Source organism: Micromonospora sp. DT229, from assembly GCF_049844505.1.
Taxonomy (GTDB): domain Bacteria; phylum Actinomycetota; class Actinomycetes; order Mycobacteriales; family Micromonosporaceae; genus Micromonospora.
This window is the reverse complement of sequence record NZ_JBNCLD010000002.1, coordinates 470755-494512: the sequence shown is the minus strand read 5'-3', so window position 1 is coordinate 494512 and position 23758 is coordinate 470755. Positions and strand designations below refer to the sequence as shown.

At 71.0% G+C, this 23758-nt stretch carries 21 protein-coding genes and 1 tRNA gene; 11 read left to right on the top strand and 11 right to left on the bottom strand.

Going from position 1 to position 23758, the window contains the following annotated elements; translation table 11 throughout:
- Positions 1 to 28: 28 nt before the first annotated feature.
- The 3 genes from leuA to ACLQ2T_RS05075 all read right to left on the bottom strand — a co-directional run bounded on the left by leuA (position 29) and on the right by ACLQ2T_RS05075 (position 3484).
- Complete coding sequence (leuA, locus tag ACLQ2T_RS05085; RefSeq protein WP_425764789.1) at positions 29 to 1807, bottom strand: 2-isopropylmalate synthase; 1779 nt, start codon at positions 1805 to 1807, stop codon at positions 29 to 31.
- 220 nt (positions 1808 to 2027) lie between these two features.
- A complete protein-coding gene (locus ACLQ2T_RS05080; protein WP_425764788.1) occupies positions 2028 to 2576 on the bottom strand; it encodes a nitroreductase family protein in 549 nt (182 codons plus the stop codon).
- 83 nt (positions 2577 to 2659) lie between these two features.
- The gene (locus ACLQ2T_RS05075; protein WP_425764787.1) at positions 2660 to 3484 is read right to left on the bottom strand and encodes a hypothetical protein; all 825 of its coding nucleotides are present in this window, start codon (positions 3482 to 3484) and stop codon (positions 2660 to 2662) included.
- 260 nt (positions 3485 to 3744) lie between these two features.
- On the opposite strand from ACLQ2T_RS05075, the gene ACLQ2T_RS05070 reads away from it, so the two are divergent.
- Complete coding sequence (locus ACLQ2T_RS05070; RefSeq protein WP_425764786.1) at positions 3745 to 5010, top strand: aspartate kinase; 1266 nt, start codon at positions 3745 to 3747, stop codon at positions 5008 to 5010.
- A 5-nt stretch (positions 5011 to 5015) separates the two neighbouring features.
- A complete protein-coding gene (locus ACLQ2T_RS05065) occupies positions 5016 to 6077 on the top strand; it encodes an aspartate-semialdehyde dehydrogenase (protein WP_425764785.1) in 1062 nt (353 codons plus the stop codon).
- Positions 6078 to 6177: 100 nt separating this feature from the next.
- Here ACLQ2T_RS05065 and ACLQ2T_RS05060 read toward each other — a convergent pair whose 3' ends face one another.
- Complete coding sequence (locus ACLQ2T_RS05060; RefSeq protein WP_425764784.1) at positions 6178 to 7596, bottom strand: diguanylate cyclase; 1419 nt, start codon at positions 7594 to 7596, stop codon at positions 6178 to 6180.
- Positions 7597 to 7791: 195 nt separating this feature from the next.
- Here ACLQ2T_RS05060 and ACLQ2T_RS05055 point away from each other — a divergent pair, with 195 nt between their 5' ends.
- Entirely contained in the window at positions 7792 to 8571 is a 780-nt protein-coding gene (locus ACLQ2T_RS05055; protein WP_425764783.1) for a phosphodiesterase, read from the top strand.
- A 284-nt stretch (positions 8572 to 8855) separates the two neighbouring features.
- Positions 8856 to 9314, top strand: coding sequence for a lamin tail domain-containing protein (locus tag ACLQ2T_RS05050; protein ID WP_425764782.1), 459 nt, complete (start codon positions 8856 to 8858; stop codon positions 9312 to 9314).
- Positions 9315 to 9383: 69 nt separating this feature from the next.
- On the opposite strand, the gene ACLQ2T_RS05045 is transcribed toward ACLQ2T_RS05050, so the two are convergent.
- From ACLQ2T_RS05045 to ACLQ2T_RS05035, 3 genes are all read right to left on the bottom strand, one after another.
- Entirely contained in the window at positions 9384 to 9716 is a 333-nt protein-coding gene (locus tag ACLQ2T_RS05045) for a hypothetical protein (protein WP_425764878.1), read from the bottom strand.
- A 125-nt stretch (positions 9717 to 9841) separates the two neighbouring features.
- A tRNA-Pro gene (locus tag ACLQ2T_RS05040) sits at positions 9842 to 9918 on the bottom strand.
- A gap of 173 nt (positions 9919 to 10091) precedes the next feature.
- Entirely contained in the window at positions 10092 to 10985 is an 894-nt protein-coding gene (locus tag ACLQ2T_RS05035; protein ID WP_425764781.1) for a metallophosphoesterase, read from the bottom strand.
- 25 nt (positions 10986 to 11010) lie between these two features.
- On the opposite strand from ACLQ2T_RS05035, the gene ACLQ2T_RS05030 reads away from it, so the two are divergent.
- Positions 11011 to 11466, top strand: a complete 456-nt coding sequence (locus ACLQ2T_RS05030) for a GatB/YqeY domain-containing protein (protein ID WP_425764780.1) — start codon at positions 11011 to 11013, stop codon at positions 11464 to 11466.
- 103 nt (positions 11467 to 11569) lie between these two features.
- Here ACLQ2T_RS05030 and ACLQ2T_RS05025 read toward each other — a convergent pair whose 3' ends face one another.
- Positions 11570 to 14026: a penicillin-binding protein gene (locus tag ACLQ2T_RS05025; protein WP_425764779.1), complete on the bottom strand. Its 2457-nt coding sequence runs from the start codon at positions 14024 to 14026 to the stop codon at positions 11570 to 11572.
- Positions 14027 to 14427: 401 nt separating this feature from the next.
- Here ACLQ2T_RS05025 and ACLQ2T_RS05020 point away from each other — a divergent pair, with 401 nt between their 5' ends.
- Positions 14428 to 14760 carry a WhiB family transcriptional regulator gene (locus ACLQ2T_RS05020; RefSeq protein ID WP_013736324.1) on the top strand — a complete coding sequence of 111 codons (333 nt, stop codon included), beginning with the start codon at positions 14428 to 14430 and terminating at the stop codon, positions 14758 to 14760.
- Between the two features lie 57 nt (positions 14761 to 14817).
- On the opposite strand, the gene ACLQ2T_RS05015 is transcribed toward ACLQ2T_RS05020, so the two are convergent.
- From ACLQ2T_RS05015 to ACLQ2T_RS05005, 3 genes are read right to left on the bottom strand one after another with little or no spacing between them, the layout of a single operon-like run.
- The gene (locus tag ACLQ2T_RS05015) at positions 14818 to 15969 is read right to left on the bottom strand and encodes an ArsA family ATPase (protein WP_425764778.1); all 1152 of its coding nucleotides are present in this window, start codon (positions 15967 to 15969) and stop codon (positions 14818 to 14820) included.
- Positions 15970 to 16023: 54 nt separating this feature from the next.
- Positions 16024 to 17001, bottom strand: a complete 978-nt coding sequence (locus tag ACLQ2T_RS05010; RefSeq protein WP_425764777.1) for an ArsA-related P-loop ATPase — start codon at positions 16999 to 17001, stop codon at positions 16024 to 16026.
- Between the two features lie 26 nt (positions 17002 to 17027).
- Positions 17028 to 17651 carry a hypothetical protein gene (locus ACLQ2T_RS05005; RefSeq protein ID WP_425764776.1) on the bottom strand — a complete coding sequence of 208 codons (624 nt, stop codon included), beginning with the start codon at positions 17649 to 17651 and terminating at the stop codon, positions 17028 to 17030.
- A gap of 326 nt (positions 17652 to 17977) precedes the next feature.
- On the opposite strand from ACLQ2T_RS05005, the gene ACLQ2T_RS05000 reads away from it, so the two are divergent.
- From ACLQ2T_RS05000 to ACLQ2T_RS04980, 5 genes are all read left to right on the top strand, one after another.
- A complete protein-coding gene (locus ACLQ2T_RS05000) occupies positions 17978 to 18379 on the top strand; it encodes a hypothetical protein (protein ID WP_425764775.1) in 402 nt (133 codons plus the stop codon).
- Positions 18380 to 18456: 77 nt separating this feature from the next.
- The gene (locus tag ACLQ2T_RS04995) at positions 18457 to 18612 is read left to right on the top strand and encodes a DUF4177 domain-containing protein (protein WP_012184767.1); all 156 of its coding nucleotides are present in this window, start codon (positions 18457 to 18459) and stop codon (positions 18610 to 18612) included.
- Positions 18609 to 19070 (top strand): RidA family protein, encoded by a 462-nt coding sequence (locus tag ACLQ2T_RS04990; RefSeq protein ID WP_425764774.1) that lies wholly within the window; start codon positions 18609 to 18611, stop codon positions 19068 to 19070. Before ACLQ2T_RS04995 ends, ACLQ2T_RS04990 begins: the two co-directional genes overlap by 4 nt.
- A gap of 135 nt (positions 19071 to 19205) precedes the next feature.
- A complete protein-coding gene (locus ACLQ2T_RS04985; protein WP_425764773.1) occupies positions 19206 to 20048 on the top strand; it encodes an MBL fold metallo-hydrolase in 843 nt (280 codons plus the stop codon).
- Positions 20045 to 23599 carry an adenylate/guanylate cyclase domain-containing protein gene (locus ACLQ2T_RS04980; RefSeq protein WP_425764772.1) on the top strand — a complete coding sequence of 1185 codons (3555 nt, stop codon included), beginning with the start codon at positions 20045 to 20047 and terminating at the stop codon, positions 23597 to 23599. Before ACLQ2T_RS04985 ends, ACLQ2T_RS04980 begins: the two co-directional genes overlap by 4 nt.
- Positions 23600 to 23758: the final 159 nt, after the last annotated feature.

The following is a 23758-nucleotide window of genomic DNA, read 5'->3' as shown; positions in this document are numbered from 1 at the left end:
TTGTCGCCAAAGGGCCCTTCCTGGCAGCTCAGTGGTGGGCGCGGTTGACGGCGCTGGTGACCGCCTTGATGGAGGCGGTGACGATGTTGGCGTCCATGCCGACCCCCCAGACCGCACGACCGTCGACCTCGCACTCGACGTAGGCGGCGGCCTGTGCGTCGCCGCCCGAGGAGAGGGCGTGCTCGTGGTAGTCGAGCACCCGTACCGCCACCCCGGTCGAGCCGAGGGCGTTGACGTACGCGTCGATCGGGCCGTTGCCGATCGCGGTGAGGGCCCGGGGCTCCCCGGCGAGGGCGACCTGCGCGGTGATCTCGACCTTGCCGTCGGCGGTGCCGATGGCGTACTCGGTCAGGTTCACCTTCGGGTCGCTCTGGTGGTCGAGCAGGTACTGCCCGGCGAAGATCTGCCACATGGTGTCCGGGCCGACCTCGCCACCGTCGTGGTCGGTGACCTGCTGTACGACGCCGGAGAACTCGATCTGGAGCCGGCGGGGCAGGTCCAGCTGGTGCTCGGTCTTCATGATGTACGCGACCCCGCCCTTGCCGGACTGCGAGTTGACCCGGATGACCGCCTCGTAGCTGCGGCCCAGGTCCTTCGGGTCGATCGGCAGGTAGGGCACCGCCCAGGTGAAGTCGTCGACCGGTACCCCGGCCGCCGCCGCGTCGGCGTTCAGCGCGGCGAAGCCCTTGTTGATGGCGTCCTGGTGGGAGCCGGAGAAGGCGGTGTAGACCAGGTCACCGGCGTACGGGTGACGCTCGTGCACGGGCAGTTGGTTGCAGTACTCGACCGCCCGCTTGATCTCGTCGATGTTCGAGAAGTCGATCATCGGGTCGATGCCCTGGGAGAACAGGTTCAGCCCCAGGGTCACCAGGTCGACGTTGCCGGTGCGCTCGCCGTTGCCGAACAGGCAGCCCTCGATCCGGTCCGCCCCGGCCAGCAGGCCCAGTTCGGCGGCGGCCACCCCGGTGCCCCGGTCGTTGTGCGGGTGCAGGCTGAGCACCAGGCTGTCGCGGCGGGGCAGGTGCCGGTGCATCCACTCGATCGAGTCGGCGTACACGTTCGGCATGGCCATCTCGACCGTGGCCGGCAGGTTGATGATCAGCTTGTGGTCCGGGGTCGGGTCGATCACCTCGATGACCTTCGCGCAGACCTCCAGCGCGTACTCCAGTTCGGTGCCGGTGTACGACTCCGGGGAGTACTCGTAGTGGATGTCGGTGTCCGGGGTGTGGATCTCGGCGTACTTCTGGCAGAGCCGGGCGCCCGTGGTGGCGATGTCGGCGATGCCGTCGCGGTCCAGCCCGAACACCACCCGGCGCTGAAGCGTCGAGGTGGAGTTGTAGAAGTGCACGATCGCCCGGCGGGCGCCCCGCAGGGACTCGAAGGTCCGGTCGATCAGGTGCTCCCGGCACTGGGTCAGCACCTGGATCGTCACGTCCTCGGGGATCAGATCCTGCTCGATCAGCTGCCGGACGAAGTCGTAGTCGGTCTGGCTGGCCGACGGGAAGCCGACCTCGATCTCCTTGTAGCCCATCTGGACCAGCAGTTGGAACATCCGGCGCTTGCGCTCCGGGGACATCGGGTCGATCAGGGCCTGGTTACCGTCACGCAGGTCGACCGCGCACCAGCGGGGGGCGGCCTCGACGTGCCGGGTGGGCCAGGTGCGGTCCGGCAGGTCGATGCGGAACTGCTGCTGGTACGGCTGGTAACGGCGGAACGGCATCCGGCTGGGCCGCTGCCGGGCGATCTGATCGGAATCGATGTCGGTGGTGCTGGCTTGGTGGGCCATGGCGAAGATCTCCTGGGTCATGTGACGTCAGCAGTGGCTGTCGACGGCGATGCGCCGAGCGGAGGGATCCGGGGACGTGCTGGCGGCGCGGTTCGACTCCGCGACGAGGTGCCGGCCTTCAGGCCTCGTCGCGGCGACCAAGAAGAAGGCTCGCCTGCCACATGACAGAGTCACCCTACGTGATGGGGGCGAAGGTGGGAAGGTGGGTCCGCAGTATGAGACGCAATTCGCATCCGCCCATTCAGGGTGCCGTATCTCCGCAGGTCAGGACCAGTTCGTCGAGGGGCTGCCGGTGTCGCAGGCCGGTTTCCTCAGCCACCAGGTCGGCCGGCAGGCTCAATGGATCACCCAGTTGGCCGACCGCGACCACCACGTACGGTCGCAGGTCGGCGGCCAGGTCGAGGTCTGCTGCCAGGCTAGCGCGATCCAGGTCGGTCACCTGGCGTACGTGCAGCCCCAGTGCGGTGGCCTGCACGGTGAGATGGGCCACCGCCTGACCCAGGTCGTACGCGGCCGTCGGGTGACCGGTGCGGGTGTGCGCGACGAGCACCAGCAGCCCGGCCCGCCCGGCCCAGCGCTGCTCGTTCGGGGACAGGTTGACCAGGATCCGCTTGAAGGTGTCGTCGTCGCGGTGCCCGACCGCGAACCGCCACGGCTGCGCGTTGCCGACCGAGGGGGCCCAGCGGGCGGCCTCCAGCAGCGTCGCCGCCTCGGCCGGGGGTAGTTCGGCGTACGGGTCGAAGGCCCGAGGGCTCCACCGGAAGGCCAGCAGTGGGGTGAGGTCGGTCATGCGACCAGTGTCCCCTATGAGGTGTTTGACCGCTTTGGCGTGGTGGTCGAATGTGGGGTAAAGCACCCGTAACGGATGGCCGATCAGGGCGTTCCGGTGACCTCCTGATCAGGGGATTCACCGGTACCGGTCGGTGGTGCCTCGGTGACCGGGGCCGCCAGGCCCAGGGGGTCGCCCTCCACCACCGGGCCGGCCAACTGCACCGATGCCGGGGCCGGCTCCGGGGTTCCGGCCAGCATCAGCGTGCCGAACGCCGCCCGTACCGCGGTCAGGGTGCCGTCGGCGTCGAAGCAGTAGATCCCCACATCCAGCGGCGGGTTGATCGAGGCCGCGGTGGTCTCCACGGAGTAGCAGGAGCCGCCGGCCCCGGCCGGTGCCACGGCCGGCGAGACGGACAGCGGGGCGCGGCGGTCGGTCAGCACGTCCAGCCAGTCCGTGAACGGGTGCTGCACCCGGGGGTCGAGTCGGCGGGGCAGGGTGTCGTCCCGTTCGCCGAGGCGTACGCAGCTGGGGGGTTCCGGCCGGTTCGGGGTGGGCAGCGCGCACTGGAACAGCCCGTCGGTCGTGGCCGCCAGGGCGATGTCCGCCAGGCCGCCGAGGGCCCCGCCGGGCACGTCCACCCGCCAACTGCCGTCGTTCGCGCTGGTCACCTGGATCAGCCGGTCGGCGGCTCCGTCGACCTGCAGGGTGTAGCGGGCGACCAGGTGCCGATCCTGGGCGGCGGCCGCCAGGGCGGCCAACTCGTCACGGGCGGCGTCCATCCCCACCGGGCGGGGGGCCGAGGTCGGCGGCGTCGGGTCGGCGGGCGGATCGGCCGAGCAGCCGGCGAGCAGCGCGGACAGGATTAGCACGGGCAGGGCAGGCACGAGCGGGGCGACCCGACGGCGAGCCGGACGGTGGGCGTACACCCGGTCATTCTCGGCGTTGTGGGCGTCGCGCGGACACCCCCCGGCGGGCACCCGTTTCCGGCGTGTCGCGCGCCACCTCACCCCCGTACCCGGGCCGGATCGTGGGATCACCTGACCCGGCGGTCAGAGGGGACCGATACGCTGACTTGGTCCGACCCGCGCCGCCGGCCCCGGTGCCGGCGGCGTCGGCACGCTCAGCCCCTGTGCCGGCCGCTCAGCCTGCCGGCACGCTCCGAGCAACCGGGAGGGAGTGCACCGTCGTGGCACTCGTGGTGCAGAAGTACGGCGGGTCCTCCGTCGCCAACGCCGAGCGGATCAAGCGGGTGGCCGAGCGGATCGTGGCCGCCCGTAAAGCCGGCGACGACGTGGTGGTCGTGGTCTCCGCGATGGGTGACACCACGGACGAACTGCTCGACCTGGCCAACCAGGTAAGTCCGCTGCCACCCGGTCGCGAGCTGGACATGTTGCTCACCGCCGGGGAGCGGATCTCCATGGCCCTGCTGGCCATGGCCATCCACAACCTGGGGTACGAGGCCCGATCCTTCACCGGTTCCCAGGCGGGCGTGATCACCACCTCGGTGCACGGCCGGGCGCGGATCATCGACGTCACCCCGGGGCGGCTCAAGGGCGCCCTGGACGAGGGCGCCGTGGTGATCGTCGCGGGGTTCCAGGGGGTCTCCCAGGACACCAAGGACGTCACCACGCTGGGGCGAGGTGGTTCGGACACCACGGCGGTGGCGCTGGCCGCTGCGCTGAACGCCGATGTCTGTGAGATCTACACCGACGTGGACGGCATCTTCACCGCCGACCCGCGGATCGTGCCGAACGCCCGGCACATCAAGCAGATCACCTACGAGGAGATGCTGGAACTGGCCGCCTGCGGTGCGAAGGTCCTGCACCTGCGCAGCGTGGAGTACGCCCGCCGGGCGGGGCTGCCGATCCACGTCCGCTCGTCATACTCGACAAACACCGGCACGATGGTCACCGGATCGATGGAGGAGCTTCCCGTGGAGCAGGCGCTGATCACCGGAGTGGCCCACGACCGCAGCGAAGCCAAGATCACGATCGTCGGGGTGCCCGACGAGCCGGGCGCGGCGGCGCGGATCTTCGACACGGTCGCGGGTGCCGAGATCAACATCGACATGATCGTGCAGAACGTCTCCACCGAGGGCACCGGGCGGACGGACATCTCCTTCACCCTGCCCAAGGCCGACGGGCCCACCGCGATGGCGGCGCTCAGCAAGATCAAGGAGACGGTCAACTTCAAGGGCCTGCTCTACGACGACCACGTCGGCAAGGTCTCCCTGATCGGCGCCGGGATGCGCTCGCACCCCGGTGTCGCCGCCGGCTTCTTCGCCGCCCTGGGCCAGGCCGGGGTCAACATCGAGATGATCTCCACCTCGGAGATCCGGGTCTCCGTGGTGTGCCGGGACACCGACCTGGACGCTGCCGTTCGCGCCATCCACGAGGCATTCGACCTCGGGGGCGACACTGAGGCCGTGGTGTACGCGGGGACAGGGCGGTAGCGCGGGTGGCCGGGCTGCCCACCCTGGCTGTGGTCGGGGCGACGGGAGCCGTCGGCACGGTGCTGTGCGAGCTGCTCTCCGGGCGGCGCAACGTCTGGGGTGAGATCCGCCTGTTGGCCTCCGAGCGGTCGGCCGGGCGCACGATCCGCTGCCGGGGCGAGGACCTGACCGTCCAGGCCCTGACCGAGCAGGCGTTCGACGGCGTCGACGTGGCGATGTTCGACGTACCGGACGAGGTCGCCGCGCACTGGGCACCGATCGCCGCCCGCCGGGGCGCGGTCGTGGTGGACAACTCCGGCGCCTTCCGGATGGACCCGGATGTCCCCCTGGTGGTTCCGGAGATCAACCCCGAACAGTTGCGTCACCGGCCGCGCGGCATCGTGGCCAACGGCAACTGCACCACTCTGGCGATGATCGTCGCGGTGGCTCCCCTGCACCGCGAGTACGGGCTGCGTGAGCTGGTGCTCGCCTCGTACCAGTCGGTCTCCGGGGTCGGTCGGGCCGGTGCGGACACCCTGCACGACCAGTTGACGAAGGTGGCCGGCGACCGGTCCCTCGGCTCCCGCGCCGGCGACGTACGGCAGGCGGTCGGCGACGACCTCGGTCCCTTCCCGGCCCCCCTGGCGCTCAACGTCGTGCCCTGGACCGGCTCACTGGCCGACGAGGGCTGGTCATCCGAGGAGATGAAGCTGCGCGACGAGTCGCGCAAGATCCTCGGGTTGCCTGACCTGAAGGTCTCCGCCACCTGCGTCCGGGTACCGGTGGTGACCGGTCACTCGGTCGCGGTGCACGCCGTCTTCGCCACCGAGATCGACGCCGACGGGGCCCGTGAGGTGCTGCGCAACGCTCCCGGGGTGATCGTGGTCGACGACCCGGCCACCGGCGAGTTCCCCATGCCGATCGACGCCGTAGGCACCGACCCCTCCTGGGTGGGCCGGATCCGCCGCGCCCTGGACGACCCCCGGGCCCTCGACTTCTTCGTCACCGGCGACAACCTCCGCAAGGGCGCCGCCCTGAACACCGCCCAAATCGCCGAACTCCTAGCCAAACACCTAGCCCGCCCCTAACCCTTCCCTTCTTTGCGGGGTTGATCATGAGGTTGGCGGCAGTCTGGAGATCGACAACTGCCGCGAACCTCATGATCAATGCGCAGGGGTGGGGGTGGGGTTAGGCGGCGGAGAGGCGGACGCCGTCGCGGCCTTGGCGTTTGACGGCGTAGAGGGCCTGGTCGGCGCGGCGTAGCGTCAGTTCGGGGGACTCGCCGGGGCGGGGGAGGGCGACCCCGACGCTGATCGTACGGCCGACGCGGCGGGCGGCCGCGGTGAGCCGCTCGGCGACCCGGACGGCTTCCTCCGGGCGGCTGACCTCGATCACGGCTACGAACTCGTCACCGCCGATTCGGTACAACTCGTCGCCTTGGCGCAGCGCGCCTTCCAGGGCCCGGGCCAGGCCGACCAGCACCCGGTCGCCGGCCTGGTGGCCGTACGTGTCGTTGACGGTCTTGAAACCGTCGACATCGATCGCCAGCAGGGCGGTACGTCCCGGCGTCGCGGTGGCGATCCGCTGCCCGAACGGGCCGGTGTGCCGCAGCCCGGTGAGCGGGTCGGAGCTGGCCTGCTCCCGTAACCGGTCCAGGGTGCGCAGCCGGTCCAGGCAGCTCCAGGCCTGGCCGGCCAGCAGCTCCAACAGGTTGACCGTCCGGGGGTCCGGGCGCAGCAGCCGTTCGTCGGCGACCAGCAGCGCCCCGCCGCCCTCGGGTGGCCCTACCGGTACCGCCACCAGGGTTCGTACCCCGGCCCGGACCAGTGGCTCATGCTCCTCGACGGGTGGGTGACCCGCCTCGCCGAGGGTGTGACCGGCGCCGTACCGATGGGCTCGGGCGATGATGGCACGCAGCGCCTGCGGACCGGCCTCGGTCAGCTCGGCGCGCATCCGGGTCTCCAACTCGCCCGGGGTGGCGGTCGGTTCGCCGAGCCGGGGCCCGCTACGGCCGGCGAGTACCAGGATGGCCGCGTCGAGGGCGGACACGTCCCGGGCGGCCCGGATCGCGGTGGCCAGCAGGTCCCCCTCGGTGGTAGCCGAGGTCATCGCGCTGGAGTGCCGGAGCAGCTTCTCGCTGCGGCTCTCCGCCGGCCCGCCGAGCGCCATGATCCGGGCTCCCAGCCGGCCGGCTACCCGCTCGGCGGTCGCCCGCCACGCGGCCAGGTCGGCCGGGCCGGTCCACTGCAAATCGAGTACGCCGATGCGGCGCCCCGCCGGATCACATATCGGTACGCACACCTCGGCGGTGACGTCGGGACGTACCGGAATGTGGTCGGCATCGGCGGTGACGTCCGGGACGATGGCCGGGTTGCCGCCGGTGAAGACCCGGCCGACGATCCCGGCGTCCGGGGCCACGGTGGCGAAGACCTGCCAGGACCCGGTGGCGGCGACGCAGCGGAGTCGGCCGTTTACGTGCAGCAGGACGGCGATGGTCGCGGGGGTGTGCCGGGCCAGCGCGTCGACGCTCGCCTGGCAGACCTCGGCGACGGTCGGCGCCAGAGAGAGACGGACCGTGACGTCACGAATGACTTGCAGGTGATCCACTTGTGCGTCGTTCCAGGTAGGTAGGGGTCCCGGCCGGGTACCGGGGCGCTTATCAAGCGTACTCATGGTGTGCGGAAGCAGGCTGATGCTCGTACACATGTGCTATCCACAGGCTGTGGACGGGGCCTGTGGACCGGCCCTCGCGGAGGGCGCCGCAGCGATAGCGTGAAGGTTCCGGTCGAGTGGAGGCTCTCCATGCTCATCGCCCACCTCAGCGATCCGCACCTCACCGCAGGGGCGCTCGGCGCCGAGCCGGTGGCCGGGCTGCATCACGCCCTGGGTCGGGTCCTGGCGCTGAATCCCCGGCCCGACTGTGTGGTGATCACCGGTGACCTGGCCGACCACGGTCGAGCGGACGAGTACGCCGCCCTGCGGGAGGTGATCGGACGCTTCCCGCTGCCGTTGTACCTGACCACCGGCAACCATGACGACCGGGAGTCACTGCTGGACGCCTTCGGAGGCACCCCCTGCCTGGGGGGCGGCTTCTCGACCTACTACCAGGTCGAGCGGCCCGGGGTGACCCTGGTGATGCTCGACTCGCTGGTCCCGGGATCGAATGCTGGTCGGCTCGGCGCGGAGCAACTCGACTGGCTCAACGGGGTGCTCACGGCCCGTCCCGACGTGCCGGCGGTCGTCTGCCTGCACCATCCGCCGGTCGAGGTGGGGATTCCGGCAGCCGACGAGATCCGCCTCACCGACGGTGACGCCCTGGCCGAGGTGCTGCTGCGCCACCCCCAGGTCGTACGGGTCGCCGCGGGACACCTGCACCGGCCGGTGACCACCGCCTTCGCCGGTACGGTGCTGACGGTCGCGCCGAGCACCTGGCGGCAGGCCACCCTGACGATGACGGAGGAGGAGCAGATCGGCTGGGTGGCCGAGCCGACCGCCCTGCTGCTGCACCAGGTCAGCGGCCGGGGATGTGTCACCCACACCGTGCAGGTGAGCCACACCGCCGGCATGACCTGTGGTTACTGACCAGCCCGGGCATCCACAGTGGCTCCAGTCGGCCGCAGTCGGTTCGGTCGGCTGCGGTCGCTCTTCGGTGGATGTGAATCTGGACGCCGGTCGATCATGATCGTCCAAACTGGTCGATCCGGGCGAGCCGGCCGGGTGCCCGATTCCGCCGCCCGGATCGTATTCCTCGGCGCGACCCTCGTGGATGTTCACGTCGCCGGGCTTCGTCGCTAACCTCGCTGCGGTCACGCGCGTCGGCGTGATCAAACCGCGCCGTTCACGGCGCTCTCAGTGGGGGTAGACGCATGACGAGAAGGCTTCTCGGACTCATCACCGCGGTTGCCATGACGGTGGGTGGCTCGCTGGTCGCCGCCGTCCCGGCGCAGGCCGCCACCCCGGCGATCGAGATCACGAAGGTGTACTACGACTCGCCGGGCAAGGACAACCGCTCGAACGCCAGCCTCAACGCCGAGTACGTGAAGCTGACCAACCGGCGGTCCAGCACGATCAACCTGAAGAACTGGACCCTGCGGGACAAGGCCAACCACGTCTACAAGTTCAGCGGGAACTTCAAGCTCGGCAAGGGCAAGAGCGTCATCATCCGTACCGGCAAGGGCAAGAACACCACCAGCACCCGGTACTGGGGCTCGGGCAACTACATCTGGAACAACACCGGCGACACCGCCTACCTGCGCAACGCCAGCGGCAAGCAGATCGACAAGTGCTCGTGGAGCAAGAAGGGCAAGGGCTACACCAACTGCTGAGCTGGTACCGGTGCTGGCCATCGCATGAGGCCGGCACCGGTCTGGGGCCTCTCGCGCCGGGGAGGGGGTTCAGCCCTCGATCGGCGGGCGGTCGATGTTGAGGTGGAAGGCACGCTCCTCGGCCTCCTGCCGGGCGGCGACGAATTCGCGTTGCCAGTCCTGCGCGTCGTCCGGGATGCGGGCGACCACATGCTCACCACGGATCCGGCCCTCGGCGTCGGTCAGCGCCACCCCGACGACGGTGTGCCCGCGACCCGGGATGGCGTAGTGACGTACCGCCCACCGGGCGGACGCCTCCAGGGCATGGCTTCGTCGTCGGGCGTTGGCCGTCACGACCATGGAGATCAACAGGACGGCGGCCGTCACGACAACGAAGCCGAACACAATCGCGATGATCCGCACCCGGGCCAGGCTACCCGGCATCTCGCCCGCCTGCCCGTCCAAGCCCTGCCCGCCGCTGCGGTACGACCCAAGCGATCAGGGCTGGCTCTCCGTGACGGAAAGCCAGCCCTGATCGCTGGTACCTCTGGTCGGGGTGGCCGGATTCGAACCGACGACCTCTTCGTCCCGAACGAAGCGCGCTACCAAGCTGCGCCACACCCCGAGGCGTGCCGACAAATAGTAGCCCACCCGCCCCGACGGTCAAACTCGGTACCCCGGCCAGCGGTGATCCACTCCGTTACGGCGCAATGGCGGGGTCAGCCGGGGCCGGTTACCGCCGTATCGCCGTAACGGAGTCGATCACCGTGCCACCCGGGCCACCCGGGCCCAGCGGGCTCAGCGTGGAATCAGGGTCAGCAGACTGGCCTCGGGGGGACAGGCGAACCGGACCGGGGCGGTCGGGTGGGTGCCGAGGCCGGCGGAGACGTGCAGCCAGGAGTCGGAGCCGGGCCAGCGGTGCAGGCCCTTCGCCATCGAGCGGGGCAGGCCACAGTTGGTCACCAGGGCGCCCACCCCGGGGACGCAGACCTGGCCGCCGTGGGTGTGACCCGCGAGCAGCAGGGCGAACCCGTCGGCAGCCATCTCGTCGAGCAGGGCGGGCTCGGGGGAGTGGGTCAGGGCGACGGAGAGATCCGCCGAGGCGGAGACCGCGCCGGCCACCGCGCTGTAGTCGTCGCGTTCGACGTGGGGGTCGTCCACGCCGGCCATCTCGATGGTCCGCCCGCCCGCCTTGACGGTCGTCCGCCGGTTGTTCAGGTCCGCCCAACCGGCCCCGACGAGGACGTCCCGCAGTTCCTCGGAGGGCAGCTCGACCCCCTCGGTGTACTCCCGCTCGGGCAGGAAGTAGCTGAACGGGTTCTTCCAGACCGGGCCGGTGTAGTCGTTGGAGCCGAAGACGAAGGCGCCGGGGTAGTCGAGCAGGGGTTGCAGGGCCCGCAGCACCCCGGGCACCGCCTCCGGGTGGGCCATGTTGTCGCCGGTCACCACGACCAGGTCGGGGTCCAGGGCGGCCAGCGAGGCCACCCAGTGCTGCTTGCGTACCTGGTTGGGGGTCATGTGTAGGTCGGACAGGTGCAGGACGCGCAACGGCTCGGTGCCGGCCGGCAACACCGGGACGTCGAAGCGCCGGAGGGTGAACATGTTGCGTTCGACCAGGGAGGCGTACGCCAGGGCGGCGGCGCCCGTCGCGACGGTGGCGGTCGCGAGCCGGAATATTGTGCGCTTTCGCATGGCGATCAGGGTAGTTTGGGCGTCCATGAGCACGTTGAAGGACCGCCTGACCGCCGACATGCGCGTCGCCCTCAAGGCCCGCGACGAGTTGACCACCTCTACCCTGCGGATGGCCCTGGCCGCCGTCGGCACGGCTGAGGTCGCCGGTGAGGCCAAGCGTGAGCTCAGTGACGACGAGGTGCTGGCCGTGCTGACCAAGGAGGCCAAGAAGCGCCGCGAGGCCGCTACCGCCTTCGCCGGGGCGGGACGCGCCGAGCAGGCCGCCAAGGAGACCGCCGAGGGCGAGGTGCTGGAGCGCTACCTGCCGCAGCAGCTCTCCGAGGCGGAGCTGACCGACCTGGTCGCGGGGGCGCTCGCCGCGGGCGGCTTCACCGGCAAGGCCCAGATGGGCCCGGCGATGAAGGCGGCCCAGGCCGCGGTTGCCGGCCGGGCCGAGGGGGGCCGGGTGGCCGCCGAGGTACGCCGCCAGCTAGGCCTCTGACCTGCCGCCAGGCCGGCCTGTGAGCTGTCGGCGGCACAGCACAAAGCGATCGGGCGGGCACTCCGTGAGGAGTACCCGCCCGGTCGGCGTTACGGGGTGACGGTCAGCCGCCAGGCCGGTCCGTCGGTGGACGGCTGGGCGGCCCGCCGGGTCGACCACCGCCGGGTCGACCATTGCCGTCGTCGTCGTTGTTGCTTCCACCGCCACCGGCGCTGACCGTGATCATCACGATGCCGCCCTTGATGGTGCGACCCTCCGGACTGGTGCCGGCGGCGCTGCCGGCCGGGCAGTCCGAGGCGATCCGGCTGCTCGACACGACCGGTGTGAAGCCGGCACCGGAGAGGCGGGACTTCGCCTGATCGATGCTGAGGCACCGGACCCCAGGGATGCTGCGCTGGTCACCCAGGGCGATCTTCTGGCCGGGCGGCTCGAAGTTGATCGCCTTCTTGCCGTTCATGGCGGCCTTCAGGGTCTGGAAGACCGGGGGGTTGATGCCGTCGGCGGGCTTGTGCTTCATCTTCACGTTGGTCTGCGGCCAGTCCGGGTCGGCCAGGATGCCGGCCACCGCGTACTGCTTGGTCATCGCGACCAGAGAGGCGCTCTTCTCCCCATCGGTGGTGCCGGACTTGCCGGCGATCGGCTTGCCCACGGTCCAGCGGCCCTCGCCGGCCGTACGGCTGCCGCCGCACTTGCTGGTGGAGGAGTTGTCACCGACCGGGCAGCGGGCGGCGTCGACGGCAGCCCGGGCCACCTCCGTGCTGACCCGCTTCTCGCAGCGCGGGTTGGCCACGTCCAGCTTGTTGCCGTCCAGGTCGCGGATCTCCTGCACCGGGATGGGCTCGCAGTACTTGCCGTCCGCGGCCAGGGTGGCGTACGCGTTGGCGAGTTCCAGGGGGGTGGTCTGCGAGACGCCCAGGGTGAAGGCGCCCCACTGGTTGGCGGCTTCCTTGTTGTTGGCGAACTTCGCGTCCTCGCTCTGCCGGAACTGGATGCCCAGGCGCTTGGCCGCGTCGACCACGTTCGCCGCACCGACCTGCTGTTGCAGTGGCACGAAGTAGGTGTTGGTCGAGGCCGAGAAGGCACTCCACATGTCCTTGATGCCGCCCGGCTTGCGGTCGGAGTTCGTCGGGCAGTAGAAGTGCGTGCCCGGGCAGGTGGCCGGGGCCCCCTGGCGGAGGATGTACTCGGACTTGAACTGCTGTGGCGCGTTGATGGAGTAACTGAGCGGGATGCCCTTCTCCAACGCGGCCACGATGGTGAAGATCTTGAACACCGAGCCGGCCTGGTAGCCGGTGATGCCGTCACCGCCGGTGAGCAGCGGGTTCACCGTGTTCGGATAGTTGCCGAGTTTGCCCTTGTTGCGCTGGACCGGGTCGCTGTGCGGGCGGTTCTTCGGCTTCTTCGGGTTGTCGAGCTTGAAGTTCCGGTTGACCGACAGGGCGCGCACCCGGCCGGTGCCGGGCTCGACCACGGCGATCATCACCGCTTCCGCGGAGGTCACCGGCTTGGCGGCGCGGACCGCCTTGTCGGCGCCGTCCTGGGCCTGCTTGTCCAGGGTGGTGACGATCGTGTAGCCGCCGCTCTTGAGCCGCCGCTCCCGGTCGTACGAGGTGGAGCCGAAGGTCTCCTGCGACATCCACCAGCGGTAGAAGTAGTCGCAGAAGAAGCCCCAGGCGTTCTTGTTGGTGGCCACACAGCCGTTCGGCGCCCGCTTGCCCTTGACCACCAGCTTGACGGCCTTGGCCTCGTCGGCCTGCTGCTGGGTGATCGCGCCGGTCTTGACCATGTTGTCGATGACGTAGTCGCGCCGGGCGACCGCCTGCGGGTAGCCGCTCTTGGTGCTCGGGTCGAACGAGGTGGGCGCCTTGACCAGACCGGCCAGCATGGCGGCCTCTTCGATCTTCAGGTCCTTGGGCTTCTTGTTGAAGTAGACCTGGCTGGCGGCGAAGACGCCGTACGCGCCGTTGCCGAAGGCGGCGAGGTTGAGGTAGCGCTCCAGGATCTCGTCCTTCGACAGCTCCTTGTCGAGCTGGATCGCGTAGCGCATCTCGCGCAGCTTACGAGCGCTGGTGTCCTCGGTGGCGGCTAGTACGTCGGCGGGATGAGTGGCCGAATAGGCGATGCTCATCCGGACGAACTGCATGGTCAGCGTCGAGGCGCCCTGCCGGTCGTTGGTGGCGGAGCTGTTGTTGACGAAGGCTCGAGCCACACCATTGAGATCGACTCCGTTGTGCTTGTAGAAGTCGTGATCCTCGGCGGCGATGATCGCGGCCCGCATGTGCGGCGAGATGTCGTCGAACTTCACTTCCCGCCGGTTCTCGTCGTACATGGTGGCCAGCGGGGTCTTGCCGTCGGAGGCGAGCAGATAACTGATCTGGGGAGGGCGGGCCAGGGTCAGTTCCCTGGGCAGGGCACCGAAGGTGTCCGCGCCGGCCTTCGCGGCCAGGCCTGACATCGCCACTGCGGGAAAGGCCGCGGCGGCGACCACCACGCCGGCCAACAGCCCGCAGATGAGCAGCGATGCGGCATTGGTCAGGACATTGTGGTCACGTTTCCGCATCCAGGTCACCTCGACAGAGTACGCGAACAGGTAACGAGGGGCGCTGGGGCGTCTTTTCCCCATTTCCTGCGCGCGCCGGCCTCGTTGTGCTAAACGCGTGACCCCGGGTGTCCGGTTGCGTGATCCAGTCGAGTTTCCTCCGTCCGGGGGCGACTCGCAGCGTTTTCGTGGACTCCGGTGGGGTAAGCGGGGGGCCCGAGCCCGAGAAGCCGGGAGTGTCCGGAATGATGGATTTGGCCGACAACGTTGCGTAATCGGGCAACTACAGAGCATGATGAGGGCGGCGACAGCGCCACATGAGTCGTTCGTGCCGCCCTGGGGTGAGGTGTGCCGGACGACCGGGGGAAAAGCCGGCTGGCCCGCGACGGCGTCGGTAGTACTGCAAGGGGGGACGAGTACAGATGGGCATGATCACTGACTGGCCGTCGCTGGCGGCGTGTCAGAACGGGGACCCGGACGCGTTGTTCGTACAGGGCGCCGAACAGAACGTGGCGAAGCGGATCTGCCGTAGCTGCCCAGTCCGGTACGAGTGCCTGGCCGACGCGCTGGACAATCGGATCGAGTTCGGCGTCTGGGGCGGCATGACCGAACGCGAACGCCGGGCCCTGCTGCGCCGCCATCCGCAGGTCGCCAGCTGGCGCAAGATGTTCGAGGCGGCGATGAAGAAGAACGCCAAGGACAAGAGCGGCAAGGACAAGATCCTGGTCACCACCGGCGCGGTCGGCAACGACTGATCGCCGTACCGGCCCCGGGGTTCACAGGCGGCTGATCGCCGCACCGACGCCCCGGGGTCAGGAGCGGCTGATCGCCGCTGCGATCGTGCGTAGCCCGTCGACGTCGTGCACGTCGGCGGGCTGCGCCGTCACCGACACGGTCGGCACCTGCGGAAACTCGTCCGTGAACCGCGCGGCCACCTGCTGTTCGCGTACCGACTGCTCGGCCAGAGCGGCGTGCGCGAGCAACACCTCGACGGTGCCCTCATGGCCGCCGACGGACCGCAGCCGGTCGGCGGCGGCCCGGCTGGTCTGCGCATCCAACTCCGGCACCGCCGGGCGGTGCACCCGGTTCAGCACCAGACCGACTAGTGGCATCTTCTCCTCGCGTAGCCGACCGGCGAAGTAGGCGGCCTCCCGGACCGCGTCCGGCTCGGGCGCCGCGACCAGCAGAAAGGCCGTCTCCCGGGCCTGGAGGATGCGGTACGTCTGCTCCGCGCGCTGCCGGAAACCCCCGAACATGGAGTCCAGGGCGGCGACGAAGCCGGACAGGTCGGTCAGCAGTTGGGTGCCGAGCACCTTCTGCACCACCCGGGAGAACATCCCGAACGAGGCCGTGACGAGACTGAACATGCTGCGTCCCCCGGTACGCGCCGGGGCCAGCAGCAGCCGGAGCATCCGCCCGTCGAGGAACCGGGACAGCCGGGCCGGTGCGTCGAGGAAGTCCAGCGCCGAACGGGACGGCGGGGTGTCCACCACGATCAGATCCCACTCGCCCCGGGCGTGCAACTGGCCCAGCTTCTCCATGGCCATGTACTCCTGGGTCCCGGAGAAGGTGGAACTCATCGCCTGGTAGAAGGGGTTCGCGAAGATCTCCGCTGCCTTCGCCGGATCGGTGTGCGCGAGCACCACGTCGTCGAAGGTGCGCTTCATGTCGAGCATCATGGCGTGCAACTCGCCACCGCTGGTCTCGACGTCGATCCCCTTGACCTGCCGAGGGGTGTTGTCCAGCTCGGTCAGGCCGAGCGACTGGGCCAGCCGTCGGGCCGGGTCGATGGTGAGCACCACCGTCCGCCGGCCGTGCTGTTCAGCCGCTCGGAGGGCGAGCGCCGCGGCCGTGGTCGTCTTGCCCACTCCGCCCGCCCCACAGCAGACCACGATCCGTACGCCGGGGTCGGCCAGGATCTGGTCGACGTCCAGCGGCGGCGCGGCGTTGTCGGAAGGCACCAATCGAGCGTATCGGGCCAACCCCGGCCGCGCGTGGGGCCGGCGTCAAGGTGTGAGTCAATCGCCTGGAACCAGCGCCGCGGCGAGCAGGTCCAGGCCGGCGCGGTCCACCCCGCCGGGCAGCAACGGCAACTCCAGGAGGGGTACCCCCACCTCCACCAGCTCGGCGCGCAGGGAATCCTCCAACTCCCGGCGAATCACCTGGTCGCGAGCCTCCTCGTGCAGACCGGAGACGATCCTGCCCTCGGTCGGCAGCCCGGCGGCACGCAGCCCACGCGTCAGCTCCGACTGGGTGACCAGCCCTCCCGTGGGTAGCGGCGGTCGAGCCCCGTTGATGATCACCTTGCCCACCGCGAAGCCCAGGGAGGTCAGCTCACCGATCGCGTCGATCGTCTCCTGCACCGGCATCTCCTCCAGCAGAGTCACCAGGTGCACGGCCGTCATCGGTGAGCGCAGCAGCGCCGCGACCCCCTCGCTCTGGGTCTTGATCGGGCCCACCTTCGCCAGTCGGGCGGTCTCGGCGGTGACGTTCAGGAAGCGGCCGATCCGACCGGTGGGGGGTGCGTCCAGCACCACCGCGTCGTACACCCGCCGCTTGTCGACCGTACGGGTGGTGGCCTCCTTGACCTTGCCGGTGAGCAACACGTCGCGCAGCCCGGGGGCGATCGTGGTGGCGAAGTCGATCGCACCCAGCTTGCGCAGTGCCCGCCCGGCCGCACCGAGCTTGTAGAACATGTCGAGGTACTCCAGCAGCGCCTCTTCGGCGTCCACCGCCAGCGCGTACACCTCACCGCCGCCGGGTGCCTCGACCAGGTGCCGCTCGGCGTACGGCAGGGGGTCGGTGCCGAACAGTTGGGCGATGCCCTGCCGCCCCTCCACCTCGACCAGCAGGGTGCGACGCCCACCGGCGGCCAGGCCCAGGGCCAGCGCGGCTGCCACGCTGGTCTTGCCCGTGCCGCCCTTGCCGGTCACCACGTGCAGACGAGCGGGCCAATCGGTGCCGACCCGCTCGGCCGGTCGCTGCTTCGCTCCCACCTGTCGAGCCTATCCACCCGACGGGCTCAGGCCACCTCGCAGACCCACCAGCCCGTCTTGCGGATCACGGTGAAGCGCAGTGCCTGGTCGGCGATCTTCTCGTCGGCCGTGGTCACCGTGACCGTGGCGGTGACCGTGGCCCGGTCGCCGGTCTCGTTGTTCACCGTCGGGGTGTCCCAGCGGAACCGGGGGCTCTGGTGGGCCGACAGGTACTCCTCGACCTCGGCGACCTTGGCGCGGATCTTCTCCTGGTCCCGGGCGGCCGAACACACCAGGCGGGCCGCCTTCGCCGCGTCCCGCTCCTGGTAGACGGCGGTGAGGAACTCGTCCACCGCCACCGAGGGCTCCGGCGCCCCCTCGCCGGCCTCGGCCTGGCGCAGGGTGAGGAAGGCGGTCACCCCACCGCCGGCACAGAGCAGCAGCACCACCGCGAGGGCCAGGGCGGCCAGCAGGGCGCCGCGCTTACGGGGCGGTCGCCCGGTCGGCGGGTACGGCGGCTGACCGGTCGGTGGGTACGGCGGCTGCCCGGTCGGTGGCTGACCGGTCGGCGGGTACGGAGGTTGACCGCTCGGCGGGTACGGCGGGTGACCGGGTGGGGTCGGCGGCAGGTTCACGGGGCCGGTCGGGCCGCTGGTGGGTGGCTGGGTCATCGCGTCCCCCCGGTGTGGGTGCGTCGCCGCGTGGCGCTGGCGAGCCGTGGGATCGGGCGGCCGGGCCGCGCGCCCGTCCAGACCGGAAGGGTAGCGGTCCGGACCGGGAGCGCGGGGGGCATGGTGCCTCCGGCGCCGGGGCGCGATCAGCAATCTGCTGGACGAGTGTCGCAAATGCGACCGAACGCAGTCGGATACGCGCGTCCTGTTGATGGGACCAGCAGGCCGTCCTACGGTCGCTCCGGCACGTTCGGGCCGGAGTCGCAGGCAACCGCTCCGGGCCGTCAGGCGGCGCCGTGACCAGGTACGACGCCCGGAGGAAGCGCATGCGCGACACGGAGAACACCCCCCGAACCCCCTTCCCGCCCCGGGCCCAGCGGGTCGGCTCCTCCGGCCGGCTGCCGGTCAACGAACGGTCGTACCGGCGTCCGGTCGATCCGCCCTGCCCGGAGCCGCTGGACGCACGGGAGGAGGACCCCGGGTACGTCATTCACCTGCCGATCAGGGTGACCGACCTGACCACGGCGACCAGCCTGGCCGGTTGGGTGGCCACCTCGTTGAACTTCCTGCCCGAGTTGGACGCGGGGGAGACCGAGGTGTCCACCGCCGACGACCAGAACAACCGACACCGGGTCTTCTGCGATCTGCCCCTGCCGGACCGCACCCGGTGTCCCCAGCCGTACGACCACCGGGGCCCCTGCGGGGAACTGCCGAACACCCCCGAGTAGCGTCCCGCCTCCCGGCCGACCGGTGAACCGTAGGCTGTGGCCGGAAGTGTCCATGCCACCGAGGGAGCTCTCCACCGATGCAGAAGTGGGAATACGCCACCGTGCCGCTGCTGGTCCACGCGACCAAGCAGATCCTCGACAACTGGGGCGAGGACGGGTGGGAACTCGTCTCTGTCGTACCCGGACCGAACCCGGAGCAACTCGTCGCGTACCTCAAGCGGGCTAAGGCATGAGCAACGGGCCGCACGCCAAGCTGGCCGAGCTCGGGTTGGCCCTGCCGGAGGTGGTTCCGCCGGTGGCCAGCTATGTGCCGGCGGTGCAGTCGGGTCAGCACGTCTACGTCTCCGGGCAACTGCCGATCGCCGCGGGCAAGTTGCTGGCCACCGGCAAGGTCGGTGCCGGCATCTCCGCCGAGCAGGCCAAGCAGTTGGCCCAGCAGTGTGGCCTCAACGCCCTGGGTGCGATCGACGCCCTCGTCGGCCTGGAGAACGTCGTCAAGGTCGTCAAGCTGACCGGCTTCGTTGCCAGCGCCCCGGGCTTCACCGGCCAGCCCGCCGTGATCAACGGCGCCTCGGACCTCTTCGGTGCCGTCTTCGGCGAGGCGGGCCGCCACGCCCGCAGCGCCGTAGGCGTGGCCGAACTCCCCCTGGACGCCCCCGTCGAGGTAGAAGCCATAGTCGAGGTCGCCTAACCCCACCCCACCTCACCCCACCCACCCTCGCGATCATGCAGTTTTGGTCGGGACGAAGGGCGCTTATCGGGCCGAATCGGCGACCGAAACCGCAAGATCGCGGGGGCGGGTGGCGGGGGTCGTACGATCGCAGCCATGGGAGGGCATGTGACGGGGGCGGTGACCGCCCTCGCCAGCGAACTTCCGGAGTGGGCGACGTTGCTGCGGGCACCCAATCCGGGCGTGATGACGCTGGAGGGCACCAACACCTGGCTGCTGCGAGCACCCGGTGCGGCGTACGGGGTCCTCGTCGATCCGGGGCCGGCTGACGAGGGGCACCTGGCGGCGATCGCCGCCCAGGGGCCGATCGGTCTGGTCCTGATCACCCACGGGCATCCCGACCACACCGAGGGCTCCCCGCGGCTGCACGAACTGCTCGGTGGGGTGCCGGTCCGTGCCGTCGACCCGGCGCACAGCATCGACGCCCCGCCCCTTACCGGCGACGGATCGGACGGCACCGAACTGGGCGGCGACGGGTGCGGGCTGTCCATCCGACTGGTGCCCACCCCCGGGCACACCGCCGACTCCATCTGCCTGCTGGTCGAGCAGGGTGGTCGACAGGTGGTGCTGACCGGCGACACGATCCTGGGTCGGGGCACCACGGTGGTCGGCCACCCGGACGGCCACCTCGGCGACTACCTGGCCAGTCTGGAACTGCTCTCGGGGTACCGGGGGATCCCGGCCCTGCCGGGACACGGCCCGGCGCTGGCCGACTGCGGTGCCGCCGCCGACTTCTACCTCGCCCACCGACGTGCCCGGCTGGACCAGGTCCGGGTGGCCCTCGACGAGGGCGCGGAGACCGCGGCGGAGGTGGTCGCGAAGGTCTACGCCGACGTGGACCGGTCGCTGTGGTGGGCGGCGGAGTGGTCCGTCCGCGCCCAACTGGAATATCTGGGCCGGGAATCCAGCACTGACACCCCGGGGTTGGAAACACCGTGACCTGCCCGGTCTGTGGAACCGTCGCCGTACCCGGTGCCCGGTTCTGCCACAACTGTGGTGCCGCGCTGCCGGCCGCCGCCACCCTGCCGGCCGCCGAACGCCGGGTGGTGACCGTACTCTTCGGCGACCTGTCCGACTTCACCTCCTGGTCGGAGGATCTGGACCCGGAGCGGGTCGGTGCGGTCACCGACCGGGTGCTGGCCTCCCTGGCCGGAGCGGTGAAGACCTTCGGCGGGCATGTCGACAAGCTGACCGGTGACGGGATCATGGCGGTCTTCGGTGCCCCGGTGGCCCATGAGGACGACGCCGAGCGGGCCGTGCGCGCCGCCCTGTCCATGCAGCGGGCGGTGCGCCGGGTGCTGGACGACGAGCGCGGTGGCGGCGCGCCGCTGGGGCTGCGGGTCGGGTTGAACACCGGTGACGTGATCGCCGGCATCCAGGCCGCCATCGAGTACACCGTCATCGGGGACACCGTGAACACGGCCGCCCGGCTGGCCGACGCCGCCGCCGTCGGCGCGGTCTACGCCGGGGCCCGCACCGCCGCGGCCACCCGACACGTGGCCAGTTGGCGAGCGCTGCGGCCGTTGCGGCTCAAGGGCAAGCGCGAGCCGGTCGAGGCGTACGAACTGCTCGGCCTGCTGGACGCCCCGGGGACCCGGTCGGGCCTCGGCGACGAGGCACCCTATGTCGGCCGGGAGACCGAGATCGGCCGGGTGGCCGGGCGGCTGGCCGAGGTGATCGACCGGGGCGAGCCCCGGGTGCTGCTGATGACCGCCGAGGCCGGCATCGGAAAGTCCCGGTTCGCCGCCGAGGTGGAACGGCTCGCCGCCGGCTACGACGTGGGTGCCGGGCGGTACGCCACCCACACCGGGGCCCGGGTGCTGTCGGTACGGTGTGCCGCCTTCGGTGAACGTCGCCGGCTGGCCCCCCTGGCCGACCTGGTACGCGCCGCCGCCGGCCTGCCCAACGACACGGCCACCGCGGTCACCCGGGCGGCCGTGGAGGAGCGGCTGCGTCGGCTGGGACAGCGTCTCAGCCGGTCCCGCTCCGAGCCCACCCCGGTCGCCGTCGACCAGTTGCTGGCCCTGCTCGGGTACGCCGAACTGCCCGCCGGCACCGACCAGGTCGACTGGAGCGGTGCCCCGCCGCCGGACGCCGACGCGGTGCCGAACGCGGTGGCGGACCTGCTCAGTGCGCTCGCCGCCGAGGCACCGCTGATGGTCGTGGTGGACGACCTGCACGACGCCACCAGCGAGACCATCCAGGCGCTGGAGATCACCCTGTCCCGGCTCAGCGGCCCGGTCCTGGTGCTGCTGCTCGGCCGACCCGAACTGGTAAGGACCGCCGGCACCCTGACCCGGGTGGCGGACGCCGAGGTGCACGCCCTGCCGCCGCTGCGGGGCGCCGACGCGGCCCGGCTGCTCACCAGCTATCTGGGCGGTGGGCGGCTGCCCCAGGCTGACACCGACCGACTGCTCGCCACCGCCCAGGGCAACCCCTTCTACCTGGCCGAACTGGTGACCCTGCTGATGGAGCGGGGGGCGCTGACCGCCGGGGCGGGCAACACCTGGCGGTTGGCACCCCGCTCGCTGGGCAGTCGGCTGCTCTCCCGGGACCTGGCGGCGGTGCTCGCGGCGCGGATCGACGCCCTGCCCCCGGAGGCCCGGGCCGTGCTGCGGGACGCGGCCGTGGTCGGTGACACCGTGCCCGACGGGGCGCTGGAGGTGCTGCGGGAACAGCGCGCCGGCCGGGACGGCAGGCCGGCGGCGGTGGTCGCGGTGGAGTTGGAACGGGCGGTGGAGGAGCTGCTGCAACGCCGCATGCTGCACCGCACCCGGACGGGGTACGCCTTCGCCACACCGCTGATGCGGGAGGCGGCGTACTCCGGGGTCAGCAAGGCGGAGCTGGCCGAACGGCATGCCGCCCTGGCCCGGTGGGCCGCACCTCAGGAGGGCGCGACCGGCGGCCCGGGTGGCTTCGCCGACGCGGCCCGGGACGACTTCGTGGCCGCCCATGTGGAACGGGCCACGGCCCTGGCCGACGCGGTGACCCTGCGCCCGGACGCCCCGGCCCGGGCGGTCCTGCCGCTGGGGGTGGCGGCGCTGGGCCGGGCCGCGCGCCGATCCTTGCAGGAGGGTGAGCCGGCCCTGGCGGTCGAGTACGCCGAGCGCGCGGCCGAACTGGCCCGTGGCGAGGTGCCGGGTGCGGACCGGGTGGTGCACGCCCGGGCCCTGTTCCAGGTCGGTAGGGCCGCCGACGCCTTGGCCTACGCCGAGAAGATCGCGGCCAACGCCGGGGACCAGGCGGCTACCCGGGTCAGCGCGCTGCTGCTGGCCGGGCAGGCCCAGCAGGTGATGGGTGATCTGCGTCGGGCGGAGAGCTGGTGGCGGGAGGCGTTGCAGGTGGCCACGGACGCCGACCTGCCCGCCCTGCGGGCCTCGGCGATGCGGCGACTGGGCATGGCGGACTTCATCTCCGGCCGGCTGGGTCAGGCCAGTAGCCGACTGGCCGCCTCGTACCAGGTCAGTCTGACCGCACAGGACCGCCGGGGGCAGGCCTGGTCCCTGCAGAATCTGGCCTGGGTGACCACCACCCGGGGGGACTTCGCCGGTACGGACGCCGTCCTCGGTCGGGCGGCGCGACTCTTCGCCGAACTCAAGGACCCCTACGGCCGGGCATGGCTACGGGGCACCACCGCCTTCGCCCGGCTGCTGGCCGGTCGGCTCCGGGAGGCACACCGACTGGCCCGGATCTTCCTGCCGTTCGGTGAACGGGTCGGCGAGGCGTGGGCGGTGGGCACCCTGCGGGCGGTCGACGCGTACGCCAAGGCCGAACTCGGCGAGCTGGCCGACGCCGATCAGGAGGCCCGGCGGGCGTACCGGGATTTCGCCGCCGCCTCGGACGACTGGGGGCAGGGCTTCGCCCTGGTCGTACGCGGGGTGATCGCCCGAGGGCTGGGGGAGCCGGAGCACGCCGCCGACCTGTTGACCGACGCACTGTCCTACGCCCGCCGTACGGGTCATCCGCTGCTCACCGGGATGGCCGGCACCCTGCGGGGCTTCGTGGCGTTGGACTCCGGTGACGGTGCCGCCGCCGAACGCGACGCCCGTGCCGTGCTGACCAGCGTCGAGCCGCACAATCCGCAGGCCCCGGCGCAGGTGGCGCCCCGGGTGCTGTTGGCGACCGCCCGACTGGCGGCCGGGGACTCCGCCACCGCGGTCGGGTTGCTCGCGCCGGTGGCCACCGCGGCGGCGGGTACCCCCTCGTTGCTGTTCTCCCGACGCCAGTCGATGGCCCGGTACGCCTCGGCGTTGCTCGCCCATGGACAGCCCGAGCAGGCGTTGGACTGGGCCCGGCGGGCGGTGCAGATGCCGGCCGAGGACGTGCGAAGCCAGGTGATCGGGCTCAGCGTGCTCGCCGAGGCGTTGGCCGCCTGCGGTCACGGGACCGAGGCGAGGACCCGCGCCGAGGAGGCGGTCCGCCTGGCGTACGCCACCGAGCAGCGCAGCGAGCGGGCCGCCGCCGAGGAGTTGCTAGGCCGCCTGCGCTGAAACTCCTCCCAGGGCGTACGACGAACTCCGTCGATGCTGCGGCGAGTTGGTACGGCAGATGCAGGTCTGTCGGTTTCGGTGATGTTGTCCGTCGGAGTCGGCCGATAGCGTGCACGCTGTACGCGGCCGTCGATGTGGACGGTCACGCCGACAGGGGGA